Annotated in this window: 18 protein-coding genes, 1 tRNA gene and 1 pseudogene; 13 read left to right on the top strand and 7 right to left on the bottom strand. The window is 69.5% G+C overall.

Annotated elements, in window-relative coordinates:
- Positions 1–41 precede the first annotated feature (41 nt).
- Positions 42–278: a helix-turn-helix domain-containing protein gene (locus tag JYK02_RS32485; protein WP_043321491.1), complete on the bottom strand. Its 237-nt coding sequence runs from the start codon at positions 276–278 to the stop codon at positions 42–44.
- Between the two features lie 335 nt (positions 279–613).
- Here JYK02_RS32485 and JYK02_RS32480 point away from each other — a divergent pair, with 335 nt between their 5' ends.
- The 6 genes from JYK02_RS32480 to JYK02_RS32455 all read left to right on the top strand — a co-directional run bounded on the left by JYK02_RS32480 (position 614) and on the right by JYK02_RS32455 (position 6814).
- On the top strand, positions 614–1021 hold the full coding sequence (locus JYK02_RS32480) for a (deoxy)nucleoside triphosphate pyrophosphohydrolase (RefSeq protein ID WP_207056770.1): 408 nt from the start codon (positions 614–616) through the stop codon (positions 1019–1021).
- Between the two features lie 2 nt (positions 1022–1023).
- Positions 1024–1962: a hypothetical protein gene (locus JYK02_RS32475; protein ID WP_431603513.1), complete on the top strand. Its 939-nt coding sequence runs from the start codon at positions 1024–1026 to the stop codon at positions 1960–1962.
- 148 nt (positions 1963–2110) lie between these two features.
- Positions 2111–4156, top strand: a complete 2046-nt coding sequence (gene ftsH / locus JYK02_RS32470; RefSeq protein WP_431603516.1) for an ATP-dependent zinc metalloprotease FtsH — start codon at positions 2111–2113, stop codon at positions 4154–4156.
- A 105-nt stretch (positions 4157–4261) separates the two neighbouring features.
- The gene (locus tag JYK02_RS32465) at positions 4262–4510 is read left to right on the top strand and encodes an RNA polymerase sigma factor region1.1 domain-containing protein (RefSeq protein WP_207056769.1); all 249 of its coding nucleotides are present in this window, start codon (positions 4262–4264) and stop codon (positions 4508–4510) included.
- A gap of 84 nt (positions 4511–4594) precedes the next feature.
- Positions 4595–5185, top strand: coding sequence for a nucleotide exchange factor GrpE (locus tag JYK02_RS32460; protein WP_207056768.1), 591 nt, complete (start codon positions 4595–4597; stop codon positions 5183–5185).
- 93 nt (positions 5186–5278) lie between these two features.
- Positions 5279–6814: a trypsin-like peptidase domain-containing protein gene (locus JYK02_RS32455; protein ID WP_207056767.1), complete on the top strand. Its 1536-nt coding sequence runs from the start codon at positions 5279–5281 to the stop codon at positions 6812–6814.
- A 13-nt stretch (positions 6815–6827) separates the two neighbouring features.
- Here JYK02_RS32455 and JYK02_RS32450 read toward each other — a convergent pair whose 3' ends face one another.
- Entirely contained in the window at positions 6828–7463 is a 636-nt protein-coding gene (locus tag JYK02_RS32450) for a DUF6066 family protein (RefSeq protein WP_207056766.1), read from the bottom strand.
- Between the two features lie 198 nt (positions 7464–7661).
- Here JYK02_RS32450 and JYK02_RS32445 point away from each other — a divergent pair, with 198 nt between their 5' ends.
- Positions 7662–8021 carry a PilZ domain-containing protein gene (locus JYK02_RS32445; protein WP_014396384.1) on the top strand — a complete coding sequence of 120 codons (360 nt, stop codon included), beginning with the start codon at positions 7662–7664 and terminating at the stop codon, positions 8019–8021.
- Between the two features lie 81 nt (positions 8022–8102).
- Here the strand turns inward: JYK02_RS32445 and JYK02_RS32440 are convergent, their stop codons facing one another.
- A complete protein-coding gene (locus tag JYK02_RS32440) occupies positions 8103–9653 on the bottom strand; it encodes a Glu/Leu/Phe/Val dehydrogenase dimerization domain-containing protein (RefSeq protein WP_207056765.1) in 1551 nt (516 codons plus the stop codon).
- Positions 9654–9950: 297 nt separating this feature from the next.
- Here JYK02_RS32440 and JYK02_RS32435 point away from each other — a divergent pair.
- The 3 genes and pseudogenes from JYK02_RS32435 (at position 9951) to JYK02_RS32425 (ending at position 11784) form a co-directional block, all read left to right on the top strand.
- A tRNA-Thr gene (locus JYK02_RS32435) sits at positions 9951–10026 on the top strand.
- Positions 10027–10092: 66 nt separating this feature from the next.
- Positions 10093–11416, top strand: a pseudogene (gene sitA5, locus JYK02_RS32430) (SitA5 family polymorphic toxin).
- Entirely contained in the window at positions 11413–11784 is a 372-nt protein-coding gene (locus tag JYK02_RS32425; protein WP_207056764.1) for a DUF2019 domain-containing protein, read from the top strand. The pseudogene sitA5 and the gene JYK02_RS32425 overlap by 4 nt, the downstream one beginning before the upstream one ends.
- A 4-nt stretch (positions 11785–11788) precedes the next feature.
- Here the strand turns inward: JYK02_RS32425 and JYK02_RS32420 are convergent, their stop codons facing one another.
- Positions 11789–16621 carry a diguanylate cyclase domain-containing protein gene (locus JYK02_RS32420; RefSeq protein WP_207056763.1) on the bottom strand — a complete coding sequence of 1611 codons (4833 nt, stop codon included), beginning with the start codon at positions 16619–16621 and terminating at the stop codon, positions 11789–11791.
- 219 nt (positions 16622–16840) lie between these two features.
- Here JYK02_RS32420 and JYK02_RS32415 point away from each other — a divergent pair, with 219 nt between their 5' ends.
- Positions 16841–17614, top strand: coding sequence for a ferredoxin--NADP reductase (locus tag JYK02_RS32415; RefSeq protein WP_207056762.1), 774 nt, complete (start codon positions 16841–16843; stop codon positions 17612–17614).
- Positions 17615–17633: 19 nt separating this feature from the next.
- Here JYK02_RS32415 and JYK02_RS32410 read toward each other — a convergent pair whose 3' ends face one another.
- Positions 17634–18776 carry a hypothetical protein gene (locus JYK02_RS32410; protein WP_207056761.1) on the bottom strand — a complete coding sequence of 381 codons (1143 nt, stop codon included), beginning with the start codon at positions 18774–18776 and terminating at the stop codon, positions 17634–17636.
- 225 nt (positions 18777–19001) lie between these two features.
- Between JYK02_RS32410 and JYK02_RS32405 the strand changes: the two genes are divergently transcribed.
- On the top strand, positions 19002–19268 hold the full coding sequence (locus JYK02_RS32405) for a hypothetical protein (protein WP_207056760.1): 267 nt from the start codon (positions 19002–19004) through the stop codon (positions 19266–19268).
- Positions 19269–19274: 6 nt separating this feature from the next.
- Here the strand turns inward: JYK02_RS32405 and JYK02_RS32400 are convergent, their stop codons facing one another.
- Entirely contained in the window at positions 19275–20489 is a 1215-nt protein-coding gene (locus tag JYK02_RS32400; protein ID WP_347402636.1) for a DUF418 domain-containing protein, read from the bottom strand.
- Positions 20490–20632: 143 nt separating this feature from the next.
- Between JYK02_RS32400 and JYK02_RS32395 the strand changes: the two genes are divergently transcribed.
- On the top strand, positions 20633–21850 hold the full coding sequence (locus JYK02_RS32395) for a GNAT family N-acetyltransferase (protein ID WP_207056758.1): 1218 nt from the start codon (positions 20633–20635) through the stop codon (positions 21848–21850).
- On the opposite strand, the gene JYK02_RS32390 is transcribed toward JYK02_RS32395, so the two are convergent.
- A complete protein-coding gene (locus JYK02_RS32390; RefSeq protein WP_207056757.1) occupies positions 21834–23246 on the bottom strand; it encodes an acyltransferase in 1413 nt (470 codons plus the stop codon). The two genes, JYK02_RS32395 and JYK02_RS32390, sit on opposite strands and share 17 nt — an antisense overlap.
- Between the last annotated feature and the right edge of the window lie 27 nt (positions 23247–23273).

The following is a 23273-nucleotide window of genomic DNA, read 5'->3' as shown; positions in this document are numbered from 1 at the left end:
GCCGACGCGCCGGCGGGCCGGTGAGGGGCCCGCCAGCCGCGTCAGTCACTCAGCTCCGGGAGGTCCGGCAGGCTGTCCGGGTCCAGCTTCATCAGGGCGCACAGCCGGCTCAGCGTGGGGATGGTCGGCACCATCACCCCTCGCTCGACGCGGGCCAGGACTTCCACGCCCAGTTCCAGATGCTCGGCGACTTCCTCCATGGAGAGCCCCGCCTGCTGCCGCGCTGCCTTCAGCGCGGCGCCAAGCGCTTCGGCCCGCTCTCTCCGACTCTGTGTCATCCCCCGAGCATGGCGCCATCCGGCCCTCCCGTCACTTGAATCCCACACGCACCCCTCCAGGACGGCGGCCCGGCCGGGGAGCGCCTCCCCGGGACGTGAAGTCCCCAACAGCCCGCTCCCCCCGGGTCCCGGCCGCCGCCAGCCCCTTTTCCGCATCGCGACGCCACCGCCCCGGCCAGCTCCCGTCAGACGGAGGCCGGGGTGGGGTGGCCACGCGTCCCGGCCATGCGCACGCTGCTGCCCAGAGGGGCCTTGCGCATTGGCGCCGGCCAGGGGCTGTGTTACGCCGCCGCACCCTGACTTCCATCTTTGGGACCCCAATCGAGGAGAAGTGAATGACCCGTCGTCACGTGCGCGTCGTCGGCGCGATGCTCCAGAACGAGATGGGTCGCTACCTCATCACCCAGCGTCCTCCGTCCGCGTCGCTGCCCCTGCTGTGGGAGTTCCCGGGCGGCCGGGTGGAGGAGGGGGAGCACGACGCGGTGGCGCTCGCCCGCGAGCTCCAGGAGGAGATGGGGGTCCGCATCGAGGTGCTCGAGCAGGTCATGCACACGCACCACGAGTACCCGACCTACGACATCGACTTCCGCGTGTTCCGCTGCCGCCTGAGCCAGCCGGACGCGGAGATCCACCACCTGCGCGTGCATGACCACCGCTGGGTGGCCCTGGAGGAGATGGGCCAGTACCGCTTCCCCGACGCGGACGCGAAGACGCTGGCCCGGCTGCTGGACCTGGACCACTGACCGTGCGCCCCTCCACGCGTCTGCTCGCCGCCGCGGGCTTCCTGCTGTCCGCCGCCTGCTCCAGCTCCCGCCCCACGCCCACCGGCGCCAACGCCCCGGACGCCGGCCTGCAGCAGGTGCCCGCCACGGGGATGGAGGGCTGCCTGCTCTACACGGACGGCCATCAGACGGGCGCCGTGCCGAAGCAGGTCCCGGAGCTGTCCGGGCTGGCCGCCAGCCAGAAGCACCCCGGCATCTTCTGGGGACACAACGACTCCAACAACGCCTTCGAGCTGTTCGCCCTGGACGAGACGGGCGCGGTGAAGGCCACCCTCACGCTCACCGGCGCGGATCCGCGCGACATCGAAGACGTCGCCGTGGGCCCGTGCGCGCCAGGGGGCAAGGAGTCCTGCATCTTCCTGGCGGACACCGGCGACAACTTCGAGCGGCGCAAGGAGGTGCGCCTGTTCCGGCTGCCGGAGCCCGCGGCCGTGGAGAACGCCTCGGTCCCGGTGGAGACGCTGCTCTTCACCTACGAGGACGGCCCCCACGACGCCGAGTCGCTCATCGTCGATGGCCGCTCCGGTCAGGTGGGCATCCTCACCAAGACGCGCGTGTCCCTGGGCGACCTGTACTCGGTGGAGGGGCTGAAGCCCGGCGCCACGGGCAAGGCGCGCAAGCTGGGCACCCTGCGCGTGCCGGATGACGTGGACCGGCTGGCCACGGCCGCCGCCCTGCACCCCTCCGGCCAGCGCCTGCTGGTCCGCACGTACACCCGCGTGTGGGAGCTGCGCCGCCCGGACGCGAAGCGGCTGGAGGACTTCGTCCAGGCGCAGGTGGTGGAGGTGCCCGGCGCGAGCCAGGCCCAGGCGGAGGCCGTGACGTTCCTCCAGGACGGGCGCGGCTACCTGTTGGGCAGTGAGTTCGTGGGCGAGCCCCTGGTCCGCGTCGACTGCCGCTGATCGGACAGTCCTGACCCCGTTCGTTGTCGTCCGATCACGCCCTGCGGTTGACGGCTTGGCGGGGGTGACCATCTTTGGCCGGCTGAGGGAACCGTCATACGACATGGTGTCGTCTGTACGGGGGAGGGGGAGGGCGAGCGTGCCGACGATGAAGCCACAGGACCTGCCGCCGGGGATGGGCCCGCGCGGAAAGAAGAGCGACAAGCCAACACCCACGAAAGGTGGGTTCAAGTTCGGCTCACCACTGGGCTACATCCTCCTGCTCGTCCTGGGGTTCCTGCTGTTCCGGAACGTGTTTCAGGACGCGGGCGTGCGCCGGGTGTCGTACAGCCAACTGCGCGACGCGGTGGAGAACAATCAGTTCAGCCGCGTCCAGATTTCCAATGAGTGGGTGAAGGGTTTCCTCAAGGACAATGCCCAGCCGCCTCCGGGCGAGCGCGGCACCCTGCGCAGCGAGCCCAGCGCCCTGCCGTGGATGGCCTACCGCGTCCCCGGTGACGAGGGCCTGGTGCCGCTGCTGGAGCAGAAGGGCATCCAGTTCGAGGCCGTCCCCCAGTCGAGTTTCAGCGAAGTGTTGTGGATCTGGCTCATCCCGATGGGCCTCCTCATCCTCTTCTGGAGCTTCATGATGCGCCGGATGTCCGGCGGCATGGGCCAGGGCCCGCAGAGCGTCATGTCCTTTGGCAAGACGCGCGCGAAGGTGCAGGCGGAAGCCGACACCGGCGTGGGCTTCAAGGACGTGGCCGGCGTGGACGAGGCCGTGGACGAGCTTCGCGAAATCGTCGAGTTCCTCAAGACGCCGGAGAAGTTCCGCCGTCTGGGTGGCCGCATCCCCAAGGGCGTGCTGCTCGTGGGCCCTCCGGGCACGGGCAAGACGCTGCTGGCGCGGGCCGTGGCGGGTGAAGCGGGCGTGCCCTTCTTCAACCTCTCCGGCTCCGAGTTCGTGGAGATGTTCGTGGGCGTCGGCGCGGCCCGTGTCCGCGACCTCTTCGCCCAGGCCACCGCGAAGGCGCCGTGCATCATCTTCATCGATGAGCTGGACGCCATCGGCAAGAGCCGCAACTCGGGCGTGGCCGGCGGCCATGACGAGCGTGAGCAGACGCTCAACCAGCTGCTCGCGGAGATGGACGGCTTCGACAGCCGCGCGGGCCTCATCATCCTGGCGGCGACGAACCGTCCGGAGATTTTGGACAGCGCGCTGATGCGCCCGGGCCGCTTCGACCGGCAGGTGCTGGTGGACCGTCCGGACAAGCGCGGCCGCGAGCGCGTGCTGGAGATCCACGCCAAGGGCGTGAAGCTGGCCGCGGACGTGGACCTGAAGCAGCTGGCCTCCCGCACCCCGGGCTTCGCCGGCGCGGACCTGGCCAACGTCGTGAACGAGGCGGCGCTGCTGGCCGCTCGCAAGAACCGCGACGCGGTGATGCGGGCGGACTTCGACGAGGCCATCGAGCGTGTCGTCGCGGGTCTGGAGAAGAAGAACCGCCGCATGAACGAGCGCGAGAAGGAGATCGTCGCGCACCACGAGGCGGGCCACGCGGTGGTGGGCTGGATGCTGCCCTACGCGGAGCGGGTGACGAAGGTGTCCATCATCCCGCGCGGCCTGGCGGCGCTGGGCTACACCATGTCGCTGCCGCTGGAGGACCGCTACCTCATGTCCTTCGACGAGCTGCGCGACAAGATGGCCGGCATGATGGGCGGCCGCGCGGCGGAGGAGATCTTCATCGGCGAGGTGTCCACCGGCGCGTCCAACGACATCAAGCAGGCGACGGAGATCGCCAAGATGATGGTCCGCGACTACGGCATGAGCACGCTGGGTCCGGTGGCGCTGAGCGGTGAGCAGGGACCGGGCTTCCTCAGGTCCGCGGGCATGCCGGAGTCGCGCAGCTACTCCGAGCAGACGGCGCGGATGATTGACGAGGAGGTCCGCAAGATGGTCTCCGAGGCGCTCGACCGCGCCCGGGAGGTCCTGCACACGAACCGCGACAAGGTGGAGGCCCTGGCGGCGCGGCTGCTGGCGACGGAGGTCATCGAGGAGGAAGCGATGATCGCCATCCTGGGGCCCAAGGTCCTGGCGCAGCGCGGTCTGCTCCACCCCGAGGCGCGCACGGTCATCTCCGCGCACCCCGTGGGCGGCACGGAGACCGAGCCGGTCGTCCCGCCGACGCAGCACGCGGAAGGCAAGCTCGACTCATGAGTTGAGCCTGCCTGCCCTCCGGGCAGCCCTTCGCCCACCGGATCCACCGCCAGCCTGCGGTGGCCGGTGGGCGAAATTACTTTCTGACGACAAGGAGGCGTCGCCGTGGAGAACCGGATCGGAAAGAGCTACGTCGCGCGGAAAGCATTGTTCGCCAAGGGCCTGAAGGACGGCCGGCTCACGGTGCAGGAGATCGAGGAGGCGCTGCCCCCGGGGACGCTGACGGCCGCCGAGCGGTGGCTCCTCTACTACTCCCTTCGTGCCGCCCAGGTGGAGATCATCGACGAGGTGACGGGGCAGGTGGACCACGGCTTCATGGCGGAAGCGCCGCCCCAGGCTCCGTCGAACCACTAGGCGCGTTGACAGGGCCGCCCTCGCGGTTACGTTCGCGCCGCTCATCGAGGTCCGCTTCTTCCAACCCCTGGCGCAGGTTCGACAATGGACGGCAATCCCCGCAGCGACGAGACCCCGGAGACGCAGGCTTCCGCCGAACGTGAGGCGGAGGGCGCGTCCTCCGACACGCAGGCCGAGGCCGCCCAGGATGGCGAGGTGGCGCGGCTCCAGTCGGAGCTGGAGGCGGCGCGCCGCCGGGTGAACGAGCTGGCCCGGGGGCTCCAGGACCTGACCAAGGACCGCGAGGAGTTCAAGCAGCGCATCACCCGCGAGCGCGAGCGGATGCTCGACGTGGAGCGCGGCAACGTGGCCCGCACGCTGCTGGAGGCCATCGACGAGCTGGACCTGGTGCTGGCCAACAGCCAGCAGGACCAGTCTCCCCTGGTGCAGGGCGTGCGGATGATCCGCGACAGCCTGCTGTCCAAGGCCCAGGCCACCGGCATCGAGCGCCTCCAGGTGGTGGGGCGCCCGTATGATCCGAACCTCGCCGAGGCGGCCGACATGGAGGTCACACCCGTACAGGACGACGACCAGAAGGTGGTCGCCGAGTTCCGCGCGGGCTACCGCCTGAAGGACCGCATCATCCGCCCCGCCCGGGTGAAGGTGGCCCGGTACGTGGCCCCGGCCCAGGCCTGAGCGCCTCTTCGCCGCCTGCCCGCGTCCCGGAAGGAAGCCTCCGGGGCGCGGCCGGGAAGGGCAGGGGGCACCGGTCTGTTGGGCCCTGACGCCATGGCCCGCCGTGTAAGCTGCCGCCCCGTGTCCGTCCGACTGCTCAGCGTCCTTCTCGTGGTGGCGCTCGCCCCGGTGGCGGGAGCCGCCGAGGATCCGCTCACGCCCTGGCTCCAGGCCCGGGTGCGCGAGCACATCGCGTACTTCGCCGCGCCTCCTCCCGAGGCGACGGATGCTCCGGCCATCGCGGGCGTGTCCTCGCTCTGGCGCGAGCGCCCCGCGGGCTACTCGGGCCTGCCGCGCTTCACGCCCCCCACGTCGCTGGCGCCGCTGATCCGCGCGGTGGAGGCGGGCGTGGTGAACATCACCACGGTGGGGCCCGGCGCGGTGGCGGGCGCGGTGAAGCGCTCCACCGGCTCCGGCTTCGTGCTGACGCCTGACGGGCTGGTCGTCACCAACAACCACGTCGTCGCCAACGCGCAGGGCCCGGCGGTGTACCCGTCCGGCTCCGGCATCACGCCCGGCAAGGACGGCCCCCGCGAGGTGCCGGTGCAGCAGGTGTCCGTGCGGCTGGCGGACGGCCGCGAGTTCCCCGCCGAGGTGGTGGGCCGCGACGCGTCCACGGACGTGGCGCTCCTGCGGCTCAACGGCGCCGGGCTGGGGACGCTGCCGGCGGTCTACCTGGGCGACTCCGACGCGCTGGAGGTGGGGGACTGGGTGGTGGCCATCGGCAACCCGTTCGGCCTGGACCACTCGGTGGCGCACGGCATGATCTCCGCGAAGGAGCGCGTGCTGGGCGTGGGCCAGTTCGACGACTTCATCCAGACGGACGCGCTCATCAACCCGGGCAACTCCGGCGGCCCCCTCTTCAACATGAAGGGCGAAGTGATTGGCGTGAACACCGCCATCATCAGCGAAGGGCAGGGCATCGGCTTCGCGGTGCCCATCAACCTGGTGAAGGACCTGCTGCCCAACCTGCGGGAGAACGGGAAGCTGGAGCGCGGCTGGCTGGGCGTCGTCATCAACGAGGACGGCGCGGACGCCACCGCCACGGCCCCCGTGGTGAAGGACGTCTACCGCGGCAGCCCCGCCGCCCAGGCGCACATCCGTCCCGGGGACCGGCTGGTGGCGGTGAATGGCCGGCCCATCGGCAGCTACCTCCAACTGCTGCGCAAGGTGGCGCTCCTGGCGCCGGGCACGGAGGCGAAGCTGACGCTGCTGCGCGACGGCGGCACCCAGGAGGTGTCGGTGCGGCTCGTGGCCCGGCCCGCGCAGGAGGCCACCGAGGGGCTCTCCAGCCGGGGCGGCAGCTCCGCGAACGACCTGGGGCTGGTGCTGCGGGATTTGACGCCGGAGGTGGCGGCGCCCCTGGGCTACGAGTCCTTCCTGGGCGCGCTCGTGTCCGGCGTGGTGCCGCGCAGCCCGGCGGAGCAGGCCGGACTGCTCGCGGGCGACGTCGTCATGGAGGTGAACCGCCGCCGCGTGAAGGATGCCGCCGGGGTGAAGGCCGCCCTGGAGCGGGGCAGCGCCGGGGCCAGCATCCTCCTGCGCGTGCAGCGGGGCGACGCGCTCCAGTACATCGCCATCGCCCGCTGACGGCCCCAGGCCGCTACTTCGCGGCCGCGTCCTTGCCGTTGAGCCACAGTCCCAGCTGGTTGCCGGTGCGGCCCTCGGTGACGAGGATGGCCTCGATGCGGGCGTTGACGCCGTAGTTCTTGCCGCCGCCCTTCTTGGGCAGCGTCCACACCGACTGCGGCGTGAAGACGACCTGCGCGCGCACGCCCCGGGCCATGAACATGCGGTTGAACGTGCCGCCGTTCCACATGTCCGGCGCCGTGCCACTCACCACGAGGTAGTTCATCACCGGGTTGCCCTGCGCGTCCGTCTTCTTCGGCGTGCCGTGGGACAGCCCGTACTTCCCGCCCGCGAAGAAGGGCGTGATGTTGATGGTGTACTCGTTGGTGCCGGGGTTGAAGTCGCCCGGGGACAGCATGCCCGCGTCGTCCTCGGTGATGATCATGTAGAGGCGCTTGCCCGTGTACTTCTTGCGGAAGGCCTCCGCCTGCTGCTTGCACTGCGGATCCACGAGCGCCCCGTCACACTCGCCCACGTACTTCTCCAGGAAGGCCCCCAGGCCGCCCAGGGGCTCGGACTCGTCACGCAGCTTCGCGAAGCGCGAGTCCACGTCGGCCAGGGCGAGCGTGGGCACAAGGAGGGCAAAGGCGGCGGCCAGGAAGCGATTCACGGCGGGAAACTCCGGAAAAAAGGGGGGAAGGACAGCCCGGGGATGCTGCCACTCCCGCCGCGCCGGGGGCAGCGCTTTCCCGTGAAATGGGCCATGGTGCGCCATGGTGCGTCAGGGTGGATGTAGGTGATTATTTTGCCTACATCATGCCACCGTGTAGTTTGCCCCTGTCCCCACCTGTTTCGGAGCCCTCCCCGCATGAACACGCAGCCCCAGGAACGCCGCTCCCACCTGCGCTTCGACAAGATCTTCACCGTGTACCTGTCCACGCAGGACGGGATGATGCGGGGCATTGGCCGCAACATCAGCGCGCGGGGCATGTTCATCGAGGTGCGCGACTCGCTGGGGCTGGGCGAGAAGCTGAAGGTGACGTTCGCGGGCGAGGACGGCACGGAGATGACGTGCCTGTGCGAGGTCCGCTACCAGGTGGCGCTGGCCTTCGGCCGCAAGGACGGGCGGCCCGGCAACAGCCGCGGGGTGGGCCTGCGCATCGTGGCCTACGAGACCATGGATGACGCGCCGCTGCTCTTGGTGGACCGCGAGCGGGTGATGCACTGAAACACCACGGGGCACGGCCCTTCCCCTGAAGAGGGAAGACACCGTGCCCCGGGGGGGCGACGCGGGAACCGGCTGAAGCGGTTACTGCGAGAAGCCTTCCAGCAGGTAGTGGGCTTCGATGCGCTTGAGCGCGAGGATCATCGCGGCGCAGCGGCTGTCCACCGTCTTCCCGATGCAGTACGGGCGGCTGTCGTGCATCTCCGTCTTGCGCGGCTGGTTGCGCGAGATGTCCCGGATGATGCGGTAGTTGCGCTTCATGGCGCGCTCGAGGCGCTGATCGACTTCCGCCTCGCTCCAGCGCTCCATGCGCTTGTTCTGGATCCACTCGTAGTAGGACACCGTCACGCCGCCCGCGTTGGCGATGATGTCCGGGATGAGCTCGATGCCGCGCTTCTGCAGGACGCGGTCGGCCTCCGGGGTGGTGGGGCCGTTGGCGCCCTCCGCGATGAGCTTGACCTTGAGGCGCTCCGCGACGTCCGCGGTGATCTCACCGCCGAGCGCCGCCGGCACGAGGATGTCCGCCTGGACGTCCCACAGGTCCTTCTTCTCGATGCGCTGGGCGCCCGGGAAGCCCACGACGGAGCGCTTGAGGTTCTTCGGGTCCGCCACGTAGGCGGCCAGCGCGTTCACGTCGATGCCGTCGCCGTTGAAGATGGAGCCGTCGGCGTCGTTCACCGCCAGCAGGCGCGCGCCCATGTTCGCCAGGATCATGGCGGCGTGGCTGCCCACGTTGCCGAAGCCCTGGAGGACGAAGGTCTTGCCCTTCACGGACTCGCCGCGGTCGGCGTAGTAGTCCTCGATGCAGAACGCGACGCCCTGGCCGGTGGCCTTGCCGCGGCCTTCCGAACCACCGATGCGCACGTCCTTGCCGGTGACGATGCCGCGCAGGTTGTGGCGCTCGCGCTCACCGTCGGAGAACTGGCGGTAGAGCAGCGCCATGATCTCCGGGTTCGTGCCCACGTCCGGCGCCGGGATGTCGATGTTCGGCCCGATGAGGCTCTTGAGCCGGTACATGAAGCGCAGGGTGATGGCCTCCAGCTCCTCGCGGCCGTACTCGCGCGGGTCCAGCTGGATGCCGCCCTTGCCGCCGCCGAACGGAACCTCGGCGATGGCCGTCTTCCAGGTCATCTCCGCGGCCAGGGCCTTGAAGAGGTCCAGGGACACTTCGCGGTGGTAGCGCAGGCCGCCCTTGTAGGGGCCACGGGCCTGGTTGTGCTGGACGCGGTAGGCCTTGAAGCGCTGCGACTCACCGGGGACCAGCTGGTAGACGTGACCGTCCGGCAGGCGCAGGTGGCCGTGGCGGATGGCGACGTCGGAGCCCAGCAGGGCGCGGCCGTTGAGGATCAGGTTGCCGTTGGCCAGGCGCTCCAGGCCTTCGGGGTTGCGCACCTGGGTGACGGGCAGGTCCGCGAAGGACTTGGCCTCCTCCGGCAGGAGCGGGACCAGGCGGTCCTTGAGCTTCGCGGTGACGTAGAAGATGTGCTCGTAGTCGGGCTCTTCGAGCTCCAGACGCACCCGCTTGTCCAGGCCGATGAGATCCGCCGCGAAGTGGAAGATCTCCATCGCCTCCGTGTAGATGGTGCGCTTGGGCGTAGGGGCCGGGGCGCGCATGAAAGTCTCTTCGCTGGCCATGATGGAACGTGCTCCTTGAGGGCCCACCCGGATGGGGGCCACTGGGGAAAGCGGCGCCCTTATGAGCACAGGCGCCACGCGAGTTCAACCGCTCTGGCAGCCGACCATTTCTCCAAATTATGGAGAAATGTCGCGGACTTAGGCGACGCGGTGTGTCACTCCACCCGATGCACCGTGTCATGGGTGTCAGGGCTTCTGGCGCTTAGAAGCGGGGGTGGAGGCGAGGCCCTGAAGAGGCGCGGAGAAACTGCTTGCCGGGTCCGGATGCGGATGGTACTTACCGCGCACTTTCGGTGCGCCGACATAGCTCAGTTGGTAGAGCAACTGATTCGTAATCAGTAGGTCTCCGGTTCAAATCCGGATGTCGGCTCCAAGAAGAAGAAGGCCGGTTGCCCCTGTGGCAGCCGGCCTTTTTCGTGTCCTGGGGCCGGAGGTTCGCATGCGGCTGCCGTGGTGGGTGCTGGCCCTGCTCTGGGTGCTGGTCGGGTGCGGCGGGGCGACGAAGGTCGTCCGGCTCGACACGGGGCGCGGTTCGCCGGTCGTGCATGTGCCTCGCACGGAGCGCGCTGCCGGATCCGTGGTGCTGGATGCGGACGACGTGAAGGAGGCCGTGGCGCGATTGGGCCAGCGGATCCGAGCGTCGCCGCGGGCGCAGGAGGCCGCGCGGCGGCTGTTCGAGGTGGAGCCCCGGAGCGGTTCGTACCTCGTGGACGTGCGGCGCCGCCGCATCACGCCGCTCGGGCCGGGTGAGCACCTGGCGGGTGGGCAATCGCAGGCCGACGTGGAGCTGACCCGCGCCTACTTGCGTTGGTGTGGCCGGACTGGACGGCCGGGGGACTGCCTGGGGCTGTTGAGCGAGGGGCCGGTCATCGCGGGGGATGGTCGCTTCGCCCTGGCGCTCGCGCTGGCGAAGGGGGCGGTGCTGGAGGAGCTGTGGGACGCCGTGAAGGACTTGGCGAATCCCGAGGCCCTGGTGCAGGCCGCGCTGTGGACGGCCGCGACCTACGCGCTGCTCTGGACGGTGCCGGAGCCCGCGACGAAGGGCGTGGCGGCGGTGCTGACAGCGGCGCTCATTGCCTACGTGGGCATCGATACGTTCTGGGGACTCATTCAGGGCTTCCGGCACCTGATGGTGGAGGCGGATGCGGCGCTGACGTTCGATGAGCTGCGAGGGGCGGGGGAGCGGTTCGGGAAGGTGATGGGGCGGAACGCGGCGCGGGCGTTCGTGATGCTGGCGACGGCGGCCATTGGAAGCACGGGGGTCGCGCTGGGCGCGAAGCTTCCGGGGTTGCCAGGGGCCGCCCAGGCCGCGGTGAGGGCCGAGTCCGAGGCGGGGGGGGGGCTACGCGGCCGTGGGGCAGGTCGAGTCCGTGGCCATTGCCGCGGATGGCTTCACGTTCGGCCTCGCTCCCGGTGCTGTGGCCATGTCATCGAGCGGCGCCGGTTCGTCGCGCGTGAAGGCGTGGAAGTCCTTCAGTGGTTTCAAGAAGGCGATGGGGCCGGCGGGCAGCGGAAAGCAGTGGCATCACATTGTCGAGCAGACGCCTGGGAACGTTGAGCGCTTTGGGCCTGAAGCCCTTCACAACACGGACAATGTCGTCGCCGTCGATGTGAGGGTTCACGAGCGGATCAGCGCGTACTATTCCTCCAAGCAGCGCTTTGCCGACAACCGGGTCGTTCGTGAATGGCTTCGAGAGCAGTCCTACGAACAACAGCGGGCGTTCGGCCTCCGGATGCTCAAACAGTTTGGTGCCATTCCATGAAGGCAGATGCCTGGAAAGCCCTCTCTACGGACGAGCTCGTGGAGAAGTACCGAGAGATTTCAGCGAAACACGGCCACCTTTTGGATGCCCTGAAAACGCGGGCGGCGAACAAAGAATATGACCGCGTGCTCGCCATCGAGACGGAACTGCGGGGACGCGGTGCGGATGCGCACGCATGGATCCTGAAGCTTCTTGGCGACCCAGCTCCAGGCACGCGCTTCTGGGCAGCTTCAGCCGCGCTGGGATTCGCCCCCACGGAAGGCGCACGAGTACTGGCCGAGCTTGCAACACCGCCCTTGAGCCAGGTTGGCCTTAGCGCGGCAGTGCTGCTCGATGCGTGGAAGGACGGGACATACAAGCCCAGGTGATTCTTCAGGCTGCCTTCGCATGGGCGACCTGCACCTGGTTCCGGCCGCCGCGCTTGGCTGCGTAGAGCGCTTCGTCCGCTGCGTGGAGGACCTCTTCGATGGTGTCCCCATGCACGCCCAGTGCTCCGAGCCCGGCGGAACTCGTGACCTTGAACTCTCCGGCTTCGCTATGGAATGTGAGCGCGGCCACGGTCTGGCGGATGTGTTCGGCCAGGGCCTGCGCTCCTGTGGGGTCGGTGTCCTCGAGCACCACGCAGAACTCCTCGCCTCCGTAGCGGGCCACGAAGTCGGTGATTCGCGTGCAGGTCGCCACGGCCTTCGCCACGGACGCCAGCACCACGTCTCCTGTCTGGTGCCCGTGCTTGTCGTTCACCGACTTGAAGTGGTCGATGTCCATCATCATCACGGTCAGCGGCAGGCCGCTCCGCCTTGCCCGGGCACTTGCTGTCTGGAGATGCTCTTCGAGGGCCCTTCGATTCCTCAGTCCGGTGAGCGCGTCGGTGTTCGCCTGCTGGTGCATCGCCGCCAGGTCCCGCTCCAGCGAGACCCGCTCCAACTGCAGGCGCGCGGCCCGGGCTGTCTCCAGCGCGACCGAGATGTGATTGGCGATGGCCACGAAGATGACCTCGTCCTCTCGGCCGAACACGCCTCGCGCCAGACGGTGGTCCAGGTAGACCACCCCGAGCAGCCTTCCGTGCAGGAGCAGCGGCGCGGCCATGATGCTCCGCAAGTCATTGGCGAGGATGCTCTCCGTGGCCCGCACCTCGCCCTCGTCGGTGCCTGTGACGACCAGTGGCCGGTGCGTGTCCCGGACCCGTTCAATCACCGTCCGGCTGTAGCCGCCCAGCTCCGCGAGGTCCACTCCGCCCGCGCCGCGCCCCACGCTGAGTGACAGCTCCTGCGTCCCCTCCGGGCAGAGCAGCAGGAATGCTCGCTCCGCTCCGAAGATCCGCACGATGACGTCCAGCGCCACGCGCGCCTGCTCCCGGGGCTCGAAGACGTTCGCGCAGGCCAGGCTGACCTCGAGCAGGGCATCGAGCTGCCGCTGCAGGCGGAGCGCGTGCGCCGGTGCCTCCTCCGTGGGATCCGAGTTGGAGGTGCTCCGGCTGGAGGACTCCACCTGGAAGTGGGCCCGCACCCGCCGGGCTCGCGCCTCCCAGCCGGCCTCGTCGGCCAGCGTCAACGCGAGCCTCGCCTCGCGCCTCGATGCCTCCATCCGCCCATGCTCGCGGAAGCGCTGGGCACGCTCGACCATCACCTCGAAGAGGACCCACGGGCAGTCCACCTCGCGGGCCAGCGCCTCGGCCCTCGCGAGCAGCTTCTCGGAGATGGCCGCGTTGCCCTCCTGCCGTCGCAAGATGCCCTCGCAGAGGAGCGCATGGGCCCGGAGCACCGGAGTCGTGGCCGCTCGCTTCAGCTCCGCTGTGGCCGCACGCGTCTTGCCCAGCAGCTCCTCGCGGTTTCGTGGCGTGCTCGCCCGGAGCTGCGCGAGGCGCGCGTGGGCGGCGTAGACGAAGAAGAGCCTCAGGTGGAACGGCGTGAACTCCGGCCGCATCCCGAGCTGGGCATGTCTTTGAATCGCCTCCTCGAGCGCGGGCCCCAGCTCTCCCTGCTCCAGGTGGAAGAGCACCAGGTTCTGCAGGTAGACGCTCCAGCGCCACCGCTCACCGGGCGCCTTCTCCACCATCCGCCGCACGCGCTGAAGCTCCGCGAGCCCGTCCGTGGGCCGTCCGAGGATCGCCAGGATGGCCCCGAGGAAGGACGGGTAGGGATGGCCGAGGAGCGCCGCATCCGCTCCCGCGCTTGCCGGGGCCGCTCGTGCGTGCGCGCGCCGGATCCACGCTTCCGCTTCGCGCACGTACCCTCGGGCCAGCATCGCCCAGGCCGCGTCCACGCAGCCATTGACGAAGTCCCCCGCGTCGAGGAATCGCCCGTAGGCGTCCACCCAGCGCCGGTGCTGCGCCTCCGCGCCGGACGAGTCCCCCGCGATGTGCGTCGCGATCCCCTGGTACAGCAGACTCCGGGCGATCAGCGCCCGGTCGTTGAGCTGCTCGGCCACGCTCGCCGCCTTCGCGGACTCCTTCGCCGCGGCCCGCGGACGCCCCAGCACCGCCTGCACGATCGCGTTGTTCCCGAGGAAGAAGATCAGCTCGCGACCCGGCCCGAGCCGGAGCGCCGACGCCCAGGGCCGGTAGGTCATCTGGAGCAGCAGCAGGTTGCGGACGTCGAAGTAGGCGACGTGCGCCCCCAGGTCGCAGAGCTTGGCGAAGAGGCGATGGCGTTCGGCCTCCGCTCCTCGGGCGGGCCCCAAACGTGATCCGAACAGGCCCGTCATCCACCCGACGAGCCAGGCCCAGAGGAGCACCCAGACTCCCAACAGCGGACTCCGGGGATGCCGGATGCCGAGCTCGGCCATGCCCGAGGCGATGTCGGACCAGGCCTGCTGGGTGTCGAAGCCTCCCAGGTGCACGTGGGCCAGCCGGCAGCGCAGCTCCGCCCGTCGCGCCGGGATGCGCTCCGCGGAGAGGGCGAGCGTGTACTGCTCCACCGCCTCGGCGAGCCGGCCCGAGCGCGCACAGGCATCTCCGCGCGCGGTGGTCAGCTCCGCGTCCCTCGGCAGCCCGAGCTCGCTGGCCGCCCGCTGTGCTGCTTCGAGGAAGCCGTGGGCCTCCTCGTTGGCGCGCTCCTCCAGGGCCAGTTGTCCGGCGGCGAGGTTGGTCTCGTAGCGCCGCCGGGCATGCTCGGGCGCCTCACCCAGCTCGTAGTGACGGGCCAGCGCATACGTCCTCGATGCGTCCCGGCCCTCCTGGGCGTCCAGCGCGGTGGCGATGCCCCGGTGCAGCGCTCGGGCCTCGTCCACCGAGAGCCCTCCGAGGAGCGCCTCGCGGACGCGGTTGTGGACGAACGCGCAGGTCCCCGCGTCCTTGAAGTCCACCAGGCGCGCCGTCACCGCCTCGGACAGCGCCGCCAGCACCTCGTCCTCCCCGAGCCCGCAGCTGGGGCCGAGCAGCGCCGTCGAGAACCGCATCCCGACCACCGCGGCCGCCGTGAGGACCCGCCGCGCTTCGTCCCCGAGCGAGCCGAGCCGCCGGACCACGAGCTGGATCACGTCCTGGGGAAGCTGCAGCCGATCCAGCTCCTCGGTGTCGAGCTTCCACGCGCCCCAGTGCGGGACGAGGAGTCCGGAGTCCAGCATCGCGCGGACGTACTCCACGACCGCCAGCGGCAGTCCGTTGCTCCGGGACGCCACCGCCTCCACGAGCTCGGCCGGGACGGCGCGGCCTCCGAGCTCGCTCGACACCAGCGCCTCCACCTCGGAAGGGGCCAGCGGTCCGAGCCGCAGGACGACCTCTCCAGCGCCTCCGATGGCGTCGGTGAAGGCACGCAGTCCTTCCGCGCACTCGGGCTCGTCGCGCGAGGTGCACAGCAGGACGAGGGGCGCCTGCGCGAGCAACGTCGACAGCCAGCGCATGACCTGGAGGGTGGCTGGATCCGCCCACTGGACGTCGTCGAGGAGGAACGCCGCGCCCGGGTGGAACTCGGCCAGGCGCACCAGGAAGCGGGCGACGGCGCCATAGAAGAGGTCCTGCGCCTCGTCCGGCCCGGCCTCCTCGCTCGCGTCGCGGAACAGGAGGGAGAGCCCCGGCGACAGCCGCTTGAGGAGTCCGGCCGCGTCTCCGGCGGCCTGTCGGATGCGCTGCTCGGCGGCTTCGCGCTCGGCGCCGGGCAACCGCCGCAGTTGCCGGAGGTGTTCGTCGATGGCCTCGCGCAACGGGGCGAAGGGCAGGGGATCCGCCCGGAGGCACTTGCCCTCGAGCACCAGCGCCCCGGCGGAGCGCGCCTGCCGCGCCGTTTCGCGCATCAGCCGGCTCTTGCCGCTCCCGCTCTCGCCGTGGAGGAGCGCCACGCCGCCGCGACGCTCCAGGCCGCGACTCCACAGCCGGGACAGCGAGGCGAGCTCCGCCTCACGGCCGGCGAACGCGGACTCCGCGACCGGTGTCGTGCGGAGCTCTGCCTTGCCAGATGCCTCCAGCCCGGAGAGGCGGTCGAGGTCGGCGGCGAGCGCTTCGCCGGACGGGTACCGGTCGTCGGGGTCCTTGGCGAGGAGCTTCTCGATGACCGCGACCAGGGCCGGGCTCAGGTCCGGACGGAGGACGCGCAGGTCCGGTGGACGGTGCGCGGCGTGCTGCCGCAGCAGCTCGCCCACGTCGGTGGCGGTGAATGGGGGCCGGCCGGCGGCGCCCTCGAAGAGGATGGCCCCGAGCGCGTAGAGGTCCGCCCGTCCGTCCACGGGCCGCTTGAGCATGCCGGACTGCTCCGGCGCGCTGTATTGCAGCGTCCCCGCCAGCTTGCGGCCCGCCTCGCCGCCGGTGGCCCGGGCGACGAACCCGAAGTCGATCAGCGTGGCGCGCCCGATGTCCGAGACCACCACGTTCTGCGGCTTCACGTCCCGGTGGACCAGCCCGTGCCGGTGGACCTCCGACAGCGCCCCGGCGAGGTCCCGCGCGATGGAAATGAGAGAAGCTTCCGTCGGCCGCCCCTGCGCGAAGTGCGCCGCGAGGCTCGGCCCGAGGACGAGCTCCAGCAGGAGGTAGGGCCGCCCGTCTACATCTCCCACCTCGAGGATCGCCGGCAGGCTCCGGTGCCGCAGACACGCCAGGAGCGCGGCCTCCCGGCGGAAGCGCGTCCGCGAGACGTGGCCGGAGCGCGCCACGTCCTCCCGGAGGACCTTGAGTGCGAAGACAGCGCCCCCGCGCGAGGCCCGGTAGACCACGCTCTGCGAGCCGCGCCCGATCTCCGCTTCGAGTTGTAGGTCGCCGAAAGCACCGTGCCCCATGCTTTCCCATCCTAGCCGTGAATCAGGGAAGAGTCGGGTTGACGGCTGGCATCCTCACAGGGCGTGTGAGAAGAGCCGCTGGAGACCTGAACCCCTCAATAAGCGCAAGGCAGGCTGCCCGCCGACTTCCCTTGTTCTCGGCGGGGAATCCGTCGCAGAACGCGGCGTGTTCGAGCGCGAGGCGCTCGTGTAGGCCTGACCCTCTTTGGGAGCGATGACGTGAGCAGTCTCATGAAGGAGTCCGTGCTGCGGGTGCACCACTGGACCGACACCCTGTTCAGCTTTGTCACCACGCGCGACCCGGGCTTCCGCTTCGCCAGTGGCCAGTTCACGATGATGGGCCTGGAAGTCGAAGGCCGGCCGCTGCTGCGCGCCTACAGCATGGTGAGCGCGCACTATGACGACCACCTCGAGTTCCTGAGCATCAAGGTGCCCGGCGGGCCGCTGACCTCCCGCCTGCAGCACCTGAAGGAGGGGGACCAGGTCCTCGTCAGCAAGAAGGCCACGGGCACGCTCGTGCTCAAGCACCTCTTGCCCGGCAAGAACCTCTACATGCTGAGCACGGGGACGGGCCTGGCGCCGTTCCTCAGCCTGGTGAAGGACCCGGAGACGTACGAGCAGTTCGACCGGGTCATCCTCACGCACACCTGCCGGCGGGCCGAGGAGCTGGCCTATCACGACCTCTTCATCCACGAGCTGCCCCAGAACGAGTTCTTCGGGGAGCTGGTGAAGCAGAAGCTCACGTACTACCCGAGCGTCACGCGTGAGGACTTCCGCAACACGGGCCGCATCACCGACCTCATCCAGAGCGAAAAGCTCTTCAAGGACGTGGGCCTGCCGCCGCTGAACCCGGAGGTGGACCGGGTGATGCTCTGTGGCAGCCCCGGCATGCTCTCGGACCTCACGACCATGCTGGAGGAGCGCGGCTTCCGGGAGGGCACCCCGGGTGAGGCCGGGCACTACGTCACCGAGAAGGCCTTCGCCGAGCGCTGACGGTTCGTAGGCTCTGGACTCAGAGCACGCTTTTTCCGAGCGCCAACATCACCTCGAGGAAGCGTCGATCGGCGAGGAGCAGGGGCACCATGGGCGCCATGGCCGCGATGAGGACGGCCAGCGCCGCACGGACGTCCACCGGGAACCAGCGCATGCTGCGCGCGGTGTTGAAGGAGGTCCCCAGGTCCGCGAGCGAGGAGAACTCGGGCGCGCCCAGCAGCTCCTGTCCGGCGGGCAGCTCGCGGTGGAACCACCGCTGCTCGAAGCGCCGTGAGTGCCAGGAAGCCACGCCCGAATAGGCGTGGTCCCCCCGCCGCTTCGCGAACAGGAGCTGACGGCTGAAGAAGGCCAGCGGCGCGAAAACGATGAGCAGGCTGAGGAGCGCGAAGGCGAACAGGTGAAGGGCGTAGTCGGTGAAGTCCGCGCCGGGGGCTCGCGCCAGCCGCTGCGCGGTGAGCGTGGAGGCCACCGCGAGGACGATGAGGGCGAAGCTGGCCTGGCAGGTGCCCAGGAAGCCCAGGCCTCCCGCGGTGTCGGGGTGCGTGGGCACGAGGGCGAGCGGCAGCCGGGAGACCCTGAACAGGAAGAGGGCCCACAGGACGCCCCGCCAGAACCAGCGCAGGACCAGGAACCGGATGAGGGGCATGCTCACCACGAGGTACCACCACCCGGCCAGGGTGGGCGGGCCACCGGGCTCCGTGTGGACCCAGCCCGGGTTCGCCTGGTGGGGCAGGTCCATGAAGGACACGGCGAAGGAGGCCACGAGCAGCCCGGCCTCGATGGTGGCGTTGCGCCTCAGCCACATCACCCCGCGCGCGATGCCCTCGAAGGTGGCCAGGTGCTTCGCATCAATCAGCTCGGAGACGACGAACTGGCGCACGGCCGCCCCGAGGCTCAGGTCGACGTAGCGCTCGGCCGCGATGAGCAGCGGTAGAGACACCAGGAACTCGACGTGGATCCCCAGGTCGCGCAGGAACGCCCACGGCACGGTGGGCCCGCCCTGGGCGAGCGACAGGGCGAGGAGCGGCAGCCAGCCCACCAGCGTCAGCACGAGGATCCGCAACGGCCGGGAGGCCCGGCGGGGGCGGGCAATCGAGCGCCGCCAACCGAGTGCGCTTCCTTGAGTGAGCGAGAAGTCGAGCAGCGAGGCGGGGACGTCCATGGCGAATTCAAAACTGCGCCTTGGGTGTGGCACTGGCCAGTCATCACGCTGCTTGCCCTGCCGCTGGGGCAAGACGTTTCCAGGCATCCGCGTGCGTCAGGGCTGGTGGGGACCGAGATTCAATCCCTTTGCAACGGGATGGTTCGGATGCAAGGCATTGAATTGCAAGCGCATGCCTGCTTCCGATATTCAGAGCGCCGCGGTTCTCACCGAGAGGAGCTCCCAATGCTGACGCGTCTCGTGAAGAGTGCTTTCGTCGTGATGGGGCTGGGGTTTGCCCTGGCCTGTGGTGGAGCGGAGACGGCGGACACCGAGCAGACGGAGGGAGTGTCGACCGAGGCCCAGGCTCCTGCGATGGAAGCCGTGCCGGGTGAGAAGACCCAGGCCAACCTGGACACGGGCTGTGGTGGCTTCATGAAGCGGTGCTGCCAGGGGAAGTACTGCAACGCCGGCTACGAGTGCAGTCCTTCGACGTTGACGTGCCTTCACTGAAGCCGTTCATCCGCGCAGGGGCTGGAGGCGGCCGTAGGTGAGTGACCGCCACAGCCACTCCGCGGGACCGAAGCGGAAGTGTTTCAGCCATGCGTGGCTGAGCAGCACCTGCACCGCGAACAGAACCAGCGCGATGCCGACACAGTGTGACGGTGGCACGCGGCCGATGAGCCCCAGGCCCCAGCCGTTGTAGAGCCACAGGCTCAGCACCGTCTGCATCAGGTAGTTCGTCAGCGCCATGCGGCCCACGGGGGACAGCACCCCCAGCGCCCGGCGCCAGCGCTCACGCTGGAAGAGCAGCGCGAAGCCGGCGAGGTACGCTGCTCCCAGGGACGCGTATCCAAGCTCCTGGAACGCAGTCAGGAGGAACAGCCCGGTGTGGCTCGCCGGATCCAGGCCTTGGGCTCGCAGCTGGAACGCCAGCAGTCCTCCTGCGTTGAGCAGTCCTCCCACGCACAGCCCCCACCACAGCATCCGGCGGAGCAGGGGACGGTGGCGTTCCACGTCCTGCAACAGCCGGTGACGCCCCGCCAGCAGGCCCAGCAGGAAGCGGCCCAGGATGAGCGTGAGCCAGATGAGCACGCGAGGGGAGCTGAACCAGGTCTCCCAGACGTAGCGGGCGTTGCCCGCCTGCGCTGTCCACACGGAGCCACTGGAGAGCGCTGCCAACAGCTCGGCCCGCAGCGCTGATTCAGGGGCATGCGCCGTGACTTCCGGCCCCCAGAGTTGGAGCGCGAGCACCAGGGGCGGCATCACTCCCAGCAACACCACCACCCAGCGCCACAGTGTCCGGTCCGTCTTCCCGGCGAAGAGCAGCAGCAGGAGACCCGCCAGCGCATACAGGTGGAGGATGTCTCCCATCCAGAGCGCCAGCAGGTGCACCGCTCCGATGCAGAACAGCACCCCCATCCGCCGCAGATGGACGGGGACGTGCGAGGCACCGCGCGCCTCCGTTCGCGACAACTGGATGGAGAAGCCCAGCCCGAAGAGGAAGCCGAAGAGGTTGAGGAACTTGTGCGCCACGAAGAACAGGAAGAGGGCTCCGGTCACCAGCTCGGGCAGCGGTGAGCCCAGGGCCCGGAGCTGTTCGGGGGGCAGCAGGTTGCGGCCTCCGAACCAGAGGAAGCTGTTCGAGACGAAGACACCGCACAGCGCGAAGCCGCGCAGGGCATCCACCAATTCGACGCGCTCTTGAGACGACACCGGAGATGAGTGAGACACGGCGGCATCCTGCGAGGAGCCTCTGACATTGCCTTGAGAACACGGTTGGGTTTTGTGACAGACCTCCGGCAACCCGCCGGAGCCTTCCCGTGTCATGGGGCGTCAAGGCACTGTTCCGCCTCCGATGTCCGCGGAGGAATGACATGCGCGGTAGCAGTGCTGAGAGGCTTTCATCCGTCGAAGTGACGGTCCGGGAAGCCGGTGGGGCGTTCTGGAAGGACGGGGGCGCGCGTGATTGGGATTGCTGGGTTCCCGACGGACACTTCAACCTCAGCCAGCGGTTCCTGAAGTGCGCCCAGCACATCCAGATGGACGGGTTCCATCAGGTCCCCGTCACGCTGAGCGACGGACGCGGGCAGCCCGTGGGCGTTGCCGCCACCTATCGCAACACCATCGACGGGGCGGACCTGGGCAATGAGCGGATCCAGCAGGCCGTCCACCTGGTGCGCGGCGCGGCGCCTCGCTTCCTGAAGTACGGCGTCATCGAAGTGGGCAACCCGGCGGGAGTGGGGTTCCCGGTGCGCTCGTCGCTGTCCAGCACGGAAGCCATCACGACCCTGGCGCGCTGGGCGCAAGCGGAGGCGGACCGTCAGCGTGCCTCGCTGGTCGTCATCCGGGACATCGAGCCGACGGCCGCTCCCTGTGCCGTGGAAGTGCTCCGCCGGATGGGCTTCGTGCCCTCGCCGCTCCCTGCGGCGTTCGTCGTTCCGCTGCCGTTCACCTCGTTCAATGAATACAAGGCCCACATGCGGGCCCGCTACCGGGGGCGACTCGCGGGTTGCATGAAGGAGACGGCTTCGCTTCGCGTCGAGGTCGTGGAGCAGTTCGCGGAGCTTGCGCCCCAGCTGACCGCGCTGTGGCGGACTCTCTACGACCGCGCCACCCAGTACCGGCGGCTGGTCCTCACCGAGGGCTTCTTCGCCTCCGCCAGCGACATGCCCGAGGCGAAGGTGATGCTGCTGCGCCGGCCTGATGACAGCATCGCCGGGTTCGGGCTGCTGTTCGTCGACGGCCCCATGCTCCGGTTCTCCTGCACCGGGTTCTCCCGCGAGGCGGCCCTGGAGGAGGGGGTCTACTTCCGGCTGCTGTACGAGGTCGTCCGCTACGGCATCGAGCACGGCTGCAAGGCGGTCAACATGGGGATGACCACGGCCGGGCCGAAGATGAGCGTCGGTGCCCAGCCCGTCCATGTGTCGGCCTGGATCTGGCACCGGTCCGCCCTGCAGCGTCAGGGCCTGGGCTGGCTCACCCAGAACCTGATGAAGCCGCCCCCTCCGGTGGAACGCAACGTCTTCAAGGAGGACGTTCCCGTGTTCCAGGACCCGGCACTGGCGGAGCAGCCAATTACGCCGCGGCCCTGAGCCGTTCTCCGGTGTCCAGACGGATGGCCTCCTGCACGTGGGGCCATTCGCGCAGGTGCCGCGCCAGCGTCCGGAAGTGCTCCCGCCGGACGCTCACCCGCACCACCTGCTTCATCCGGCCGCCCTCCATGCGCGGCAGGACCGTGCTGTGAAAGGCTGGCAGCAGCAGCCACTTGTTGAGCTGGGAGCTTCGCAGCAGCGTGACGAAGGCCGCATCGTCGAAGCGCACGCGCGCCAGCTCCTGGCTGGTCCAGTTCGAGCAGTAGACGCGGTCCTGCCCCAGCAGCCAGTGGTGATACACGCTCCCCTGGCTCGTGTTGCGGCGCCAGTAGTCCGCCCAGTGCAGGTCCTCGCGCAGTTGCTCCCGGCCATAGGCAGACACCACGGCCCGGTTGCGGAGGGCCAGCTCCGTGACGCTGGAACTCCAGAGGTCCGCGCGCCTCAGCATCGCGGAGGCATTGCCCAGGCAGTTGGCCACGGAGCCTGACGGTGCTCCCAGCAGCTCTCGGACGTCGATGGGAAAGTACAAGCCCACTTCGGGTGGGGCGTGCTGCTCGCGGGTGCACTCGCCGAAGAACTTCAGCAGCGTCGCGTTGACCACGTCGTTGGTGGACACCTTGGTGCCCGCGGCCTGCGCCTGGGCCTTGATGGTGTCGACGCCGTCCTCGTCCATGAAGAGGCACACAGGCACGGCATCCGTCACGGCCTGCTTCAGGTAACGAGCGATGCCCAGTGTCGCCTTCGCCCGCGAGATGTGGACGATGCCGTGACGGCCCTCCCTGGAGGGCTGGGCTCCGGTTGCTTCACCCGGCTCGCCCAGGTGCCTCCAGATGTCACGCCGATCGAAGACGGGCGGTTCTCCTGGCTCGTGGCCCGGGTCGGTGTAGGCGACAGACACCGCGCGCAGGAAGTCGTAGATGCCGTGCAGGTCCGTCAGCGCGTGGTTCCAGCTCAGGCCCACCACGGAGGCATCGCGAAAGTGCGTGAGCTTCAGGTGCAGCAGGGGACGGCGCCCGTCGTGGGCCGGTGGCTTCCCGGGCGCCAGCCGCGAGACGAAGTCCCCGGAGTAGAGGACCCTCCGGTCTCCCGTGGGAAAGGGCGCGTCGATTTCGTCCAGGTCCAGGCCGACGGCGCTCATGCCCTCACGCACCCCGGGGCGGGACGGGTGGTGGCAGAGGACGAGTACCGCGTCGTCCTGCTGTCTCAGCGTGCCGTGGAAGAACGGGTAGCGGATCAGCGTCGCTCGGAGCGCTTGGGTGAAGCGCTCGGTGTCGATGCGCCCGCTGAAGACCGCCGCGAAGCTCACGAACATGTCCTTGAGCGCGACGTCCACGGCGCTCAGCGCCCACGTCCGCTTCAGCGGTTCGGAAGGGGTGAGGACTCGCTGCCGTGTCATGTGCGGGGGCCTCCGGAGAGGGAACTG

This window comes from Corallococcus macrosporus (assembly GCF_017302985.1).
Taxonomy (GTDB): Bacteria; Myxococcota; Myxococcia; order Myxococcales; family Myxococcaceae; genus Corallococcus; species Corallococcus macrosporus_A.
This window is presented reverse-complemented; position numbering and strand designations above follow the sequence as displayed.

Excerpts from the sequence above, each read along its gene's own strand:
- JYK02_RS32485 (WP_043321491.1), bottom strand. The coding sequence starts at position 278 with ATGACACAGAGTCGGAGAGAGCGGGCCGAAGCGCTTGGCGCCGCGCTG.
- JYK02_RS32480 (WP_207056770.1), top strand. The coding sequence starts at position 614 with ATGACCCGTCGTCACGTGCGCGTCGTCGGCGCGATGCTCCAGAACGAG.
- ftsH (WP_431603516.1), top strand. The coding sequence starts at position 2,111 with ATGAAGCCACAGGACCTGCCGCCGGGGATGGGCCCGCGCGGAAAGAAG.
- JYK02_RS32460 (WP_207056768.1), top strand. The coding sequence starts at position 4,595 with ATGGACGGCAATCCCCGCAGCGACGAGACCCCGGAGACGCAGGCTTCC.
- JYK02_RS32455 (WP_207056767.1), top strand. The coding sequence starts at position 5,279 with ATGGCCCGCCGTGTAAGCTGCCGCCCCGTGTCCGTCCGACTGCTCAGC.
- JYK02_RS32445 (WP_014396384.1), top strand. The coding sequence starts at position 7,662 with ATGAACACGCAGCCCCAGGAACGCCGCTCCCACCTGCGCTTCGACAAG.
- JYK02_RS32440 (WP_207056765.1), bottom strand. The coding sequence starts at position 9,653 with ATGGCCAGCGAAGAGACTTTCATGCGCGCCCCGGCCCCTACGCCCAAG.
- JYK02_RS32425 (WP_207056764.1), top strand. The coding sequence starts at position 11,413 with ATGAAGGCAGATGCCTGGAAAGCCCTCTCTACGGACGAGCTCGTGGAG.
- JYK02_RS32420 (WP_207056763.1), bottom strand. The coding sequence starts at position 16,621 with ATGGGGCACGGTGCTTTCGGCGACCTACAACTCGAAGCGGAGATCGGG.
- JYK02_RS32410 (WP_207056761.1), bottom strand. The coding sequence starts at position 18,776 with ATGGACGTCCCCGCCTCGCTGCTCGACTTCTCGCTCACTCAAGGAAGC.
- JYK02_RS32405 (WP_207056760.1), top strand. The coding sequence starts at position 19,002 with ATGCTGACGCGTCTCGTGAAGAGTGCTTTCGTCGTGATGGGGCTGGGG.
- JYK02_RS32395 (WP_207056758.1), top strand. The coding sequence starts at position 20,633 with ATGCGCGGTAGCAGTGCTGAGAGGCTTTCATCCGTCGAAGTGACGGTC.
- JYK02_RS32390 (WP_207056757.1), bottom strand. The coding sequence starts at position 23,246 with ATGACACGGCAGCGAGTCCTCACCCCTTCCGAACCGCTGAAGCGGACG.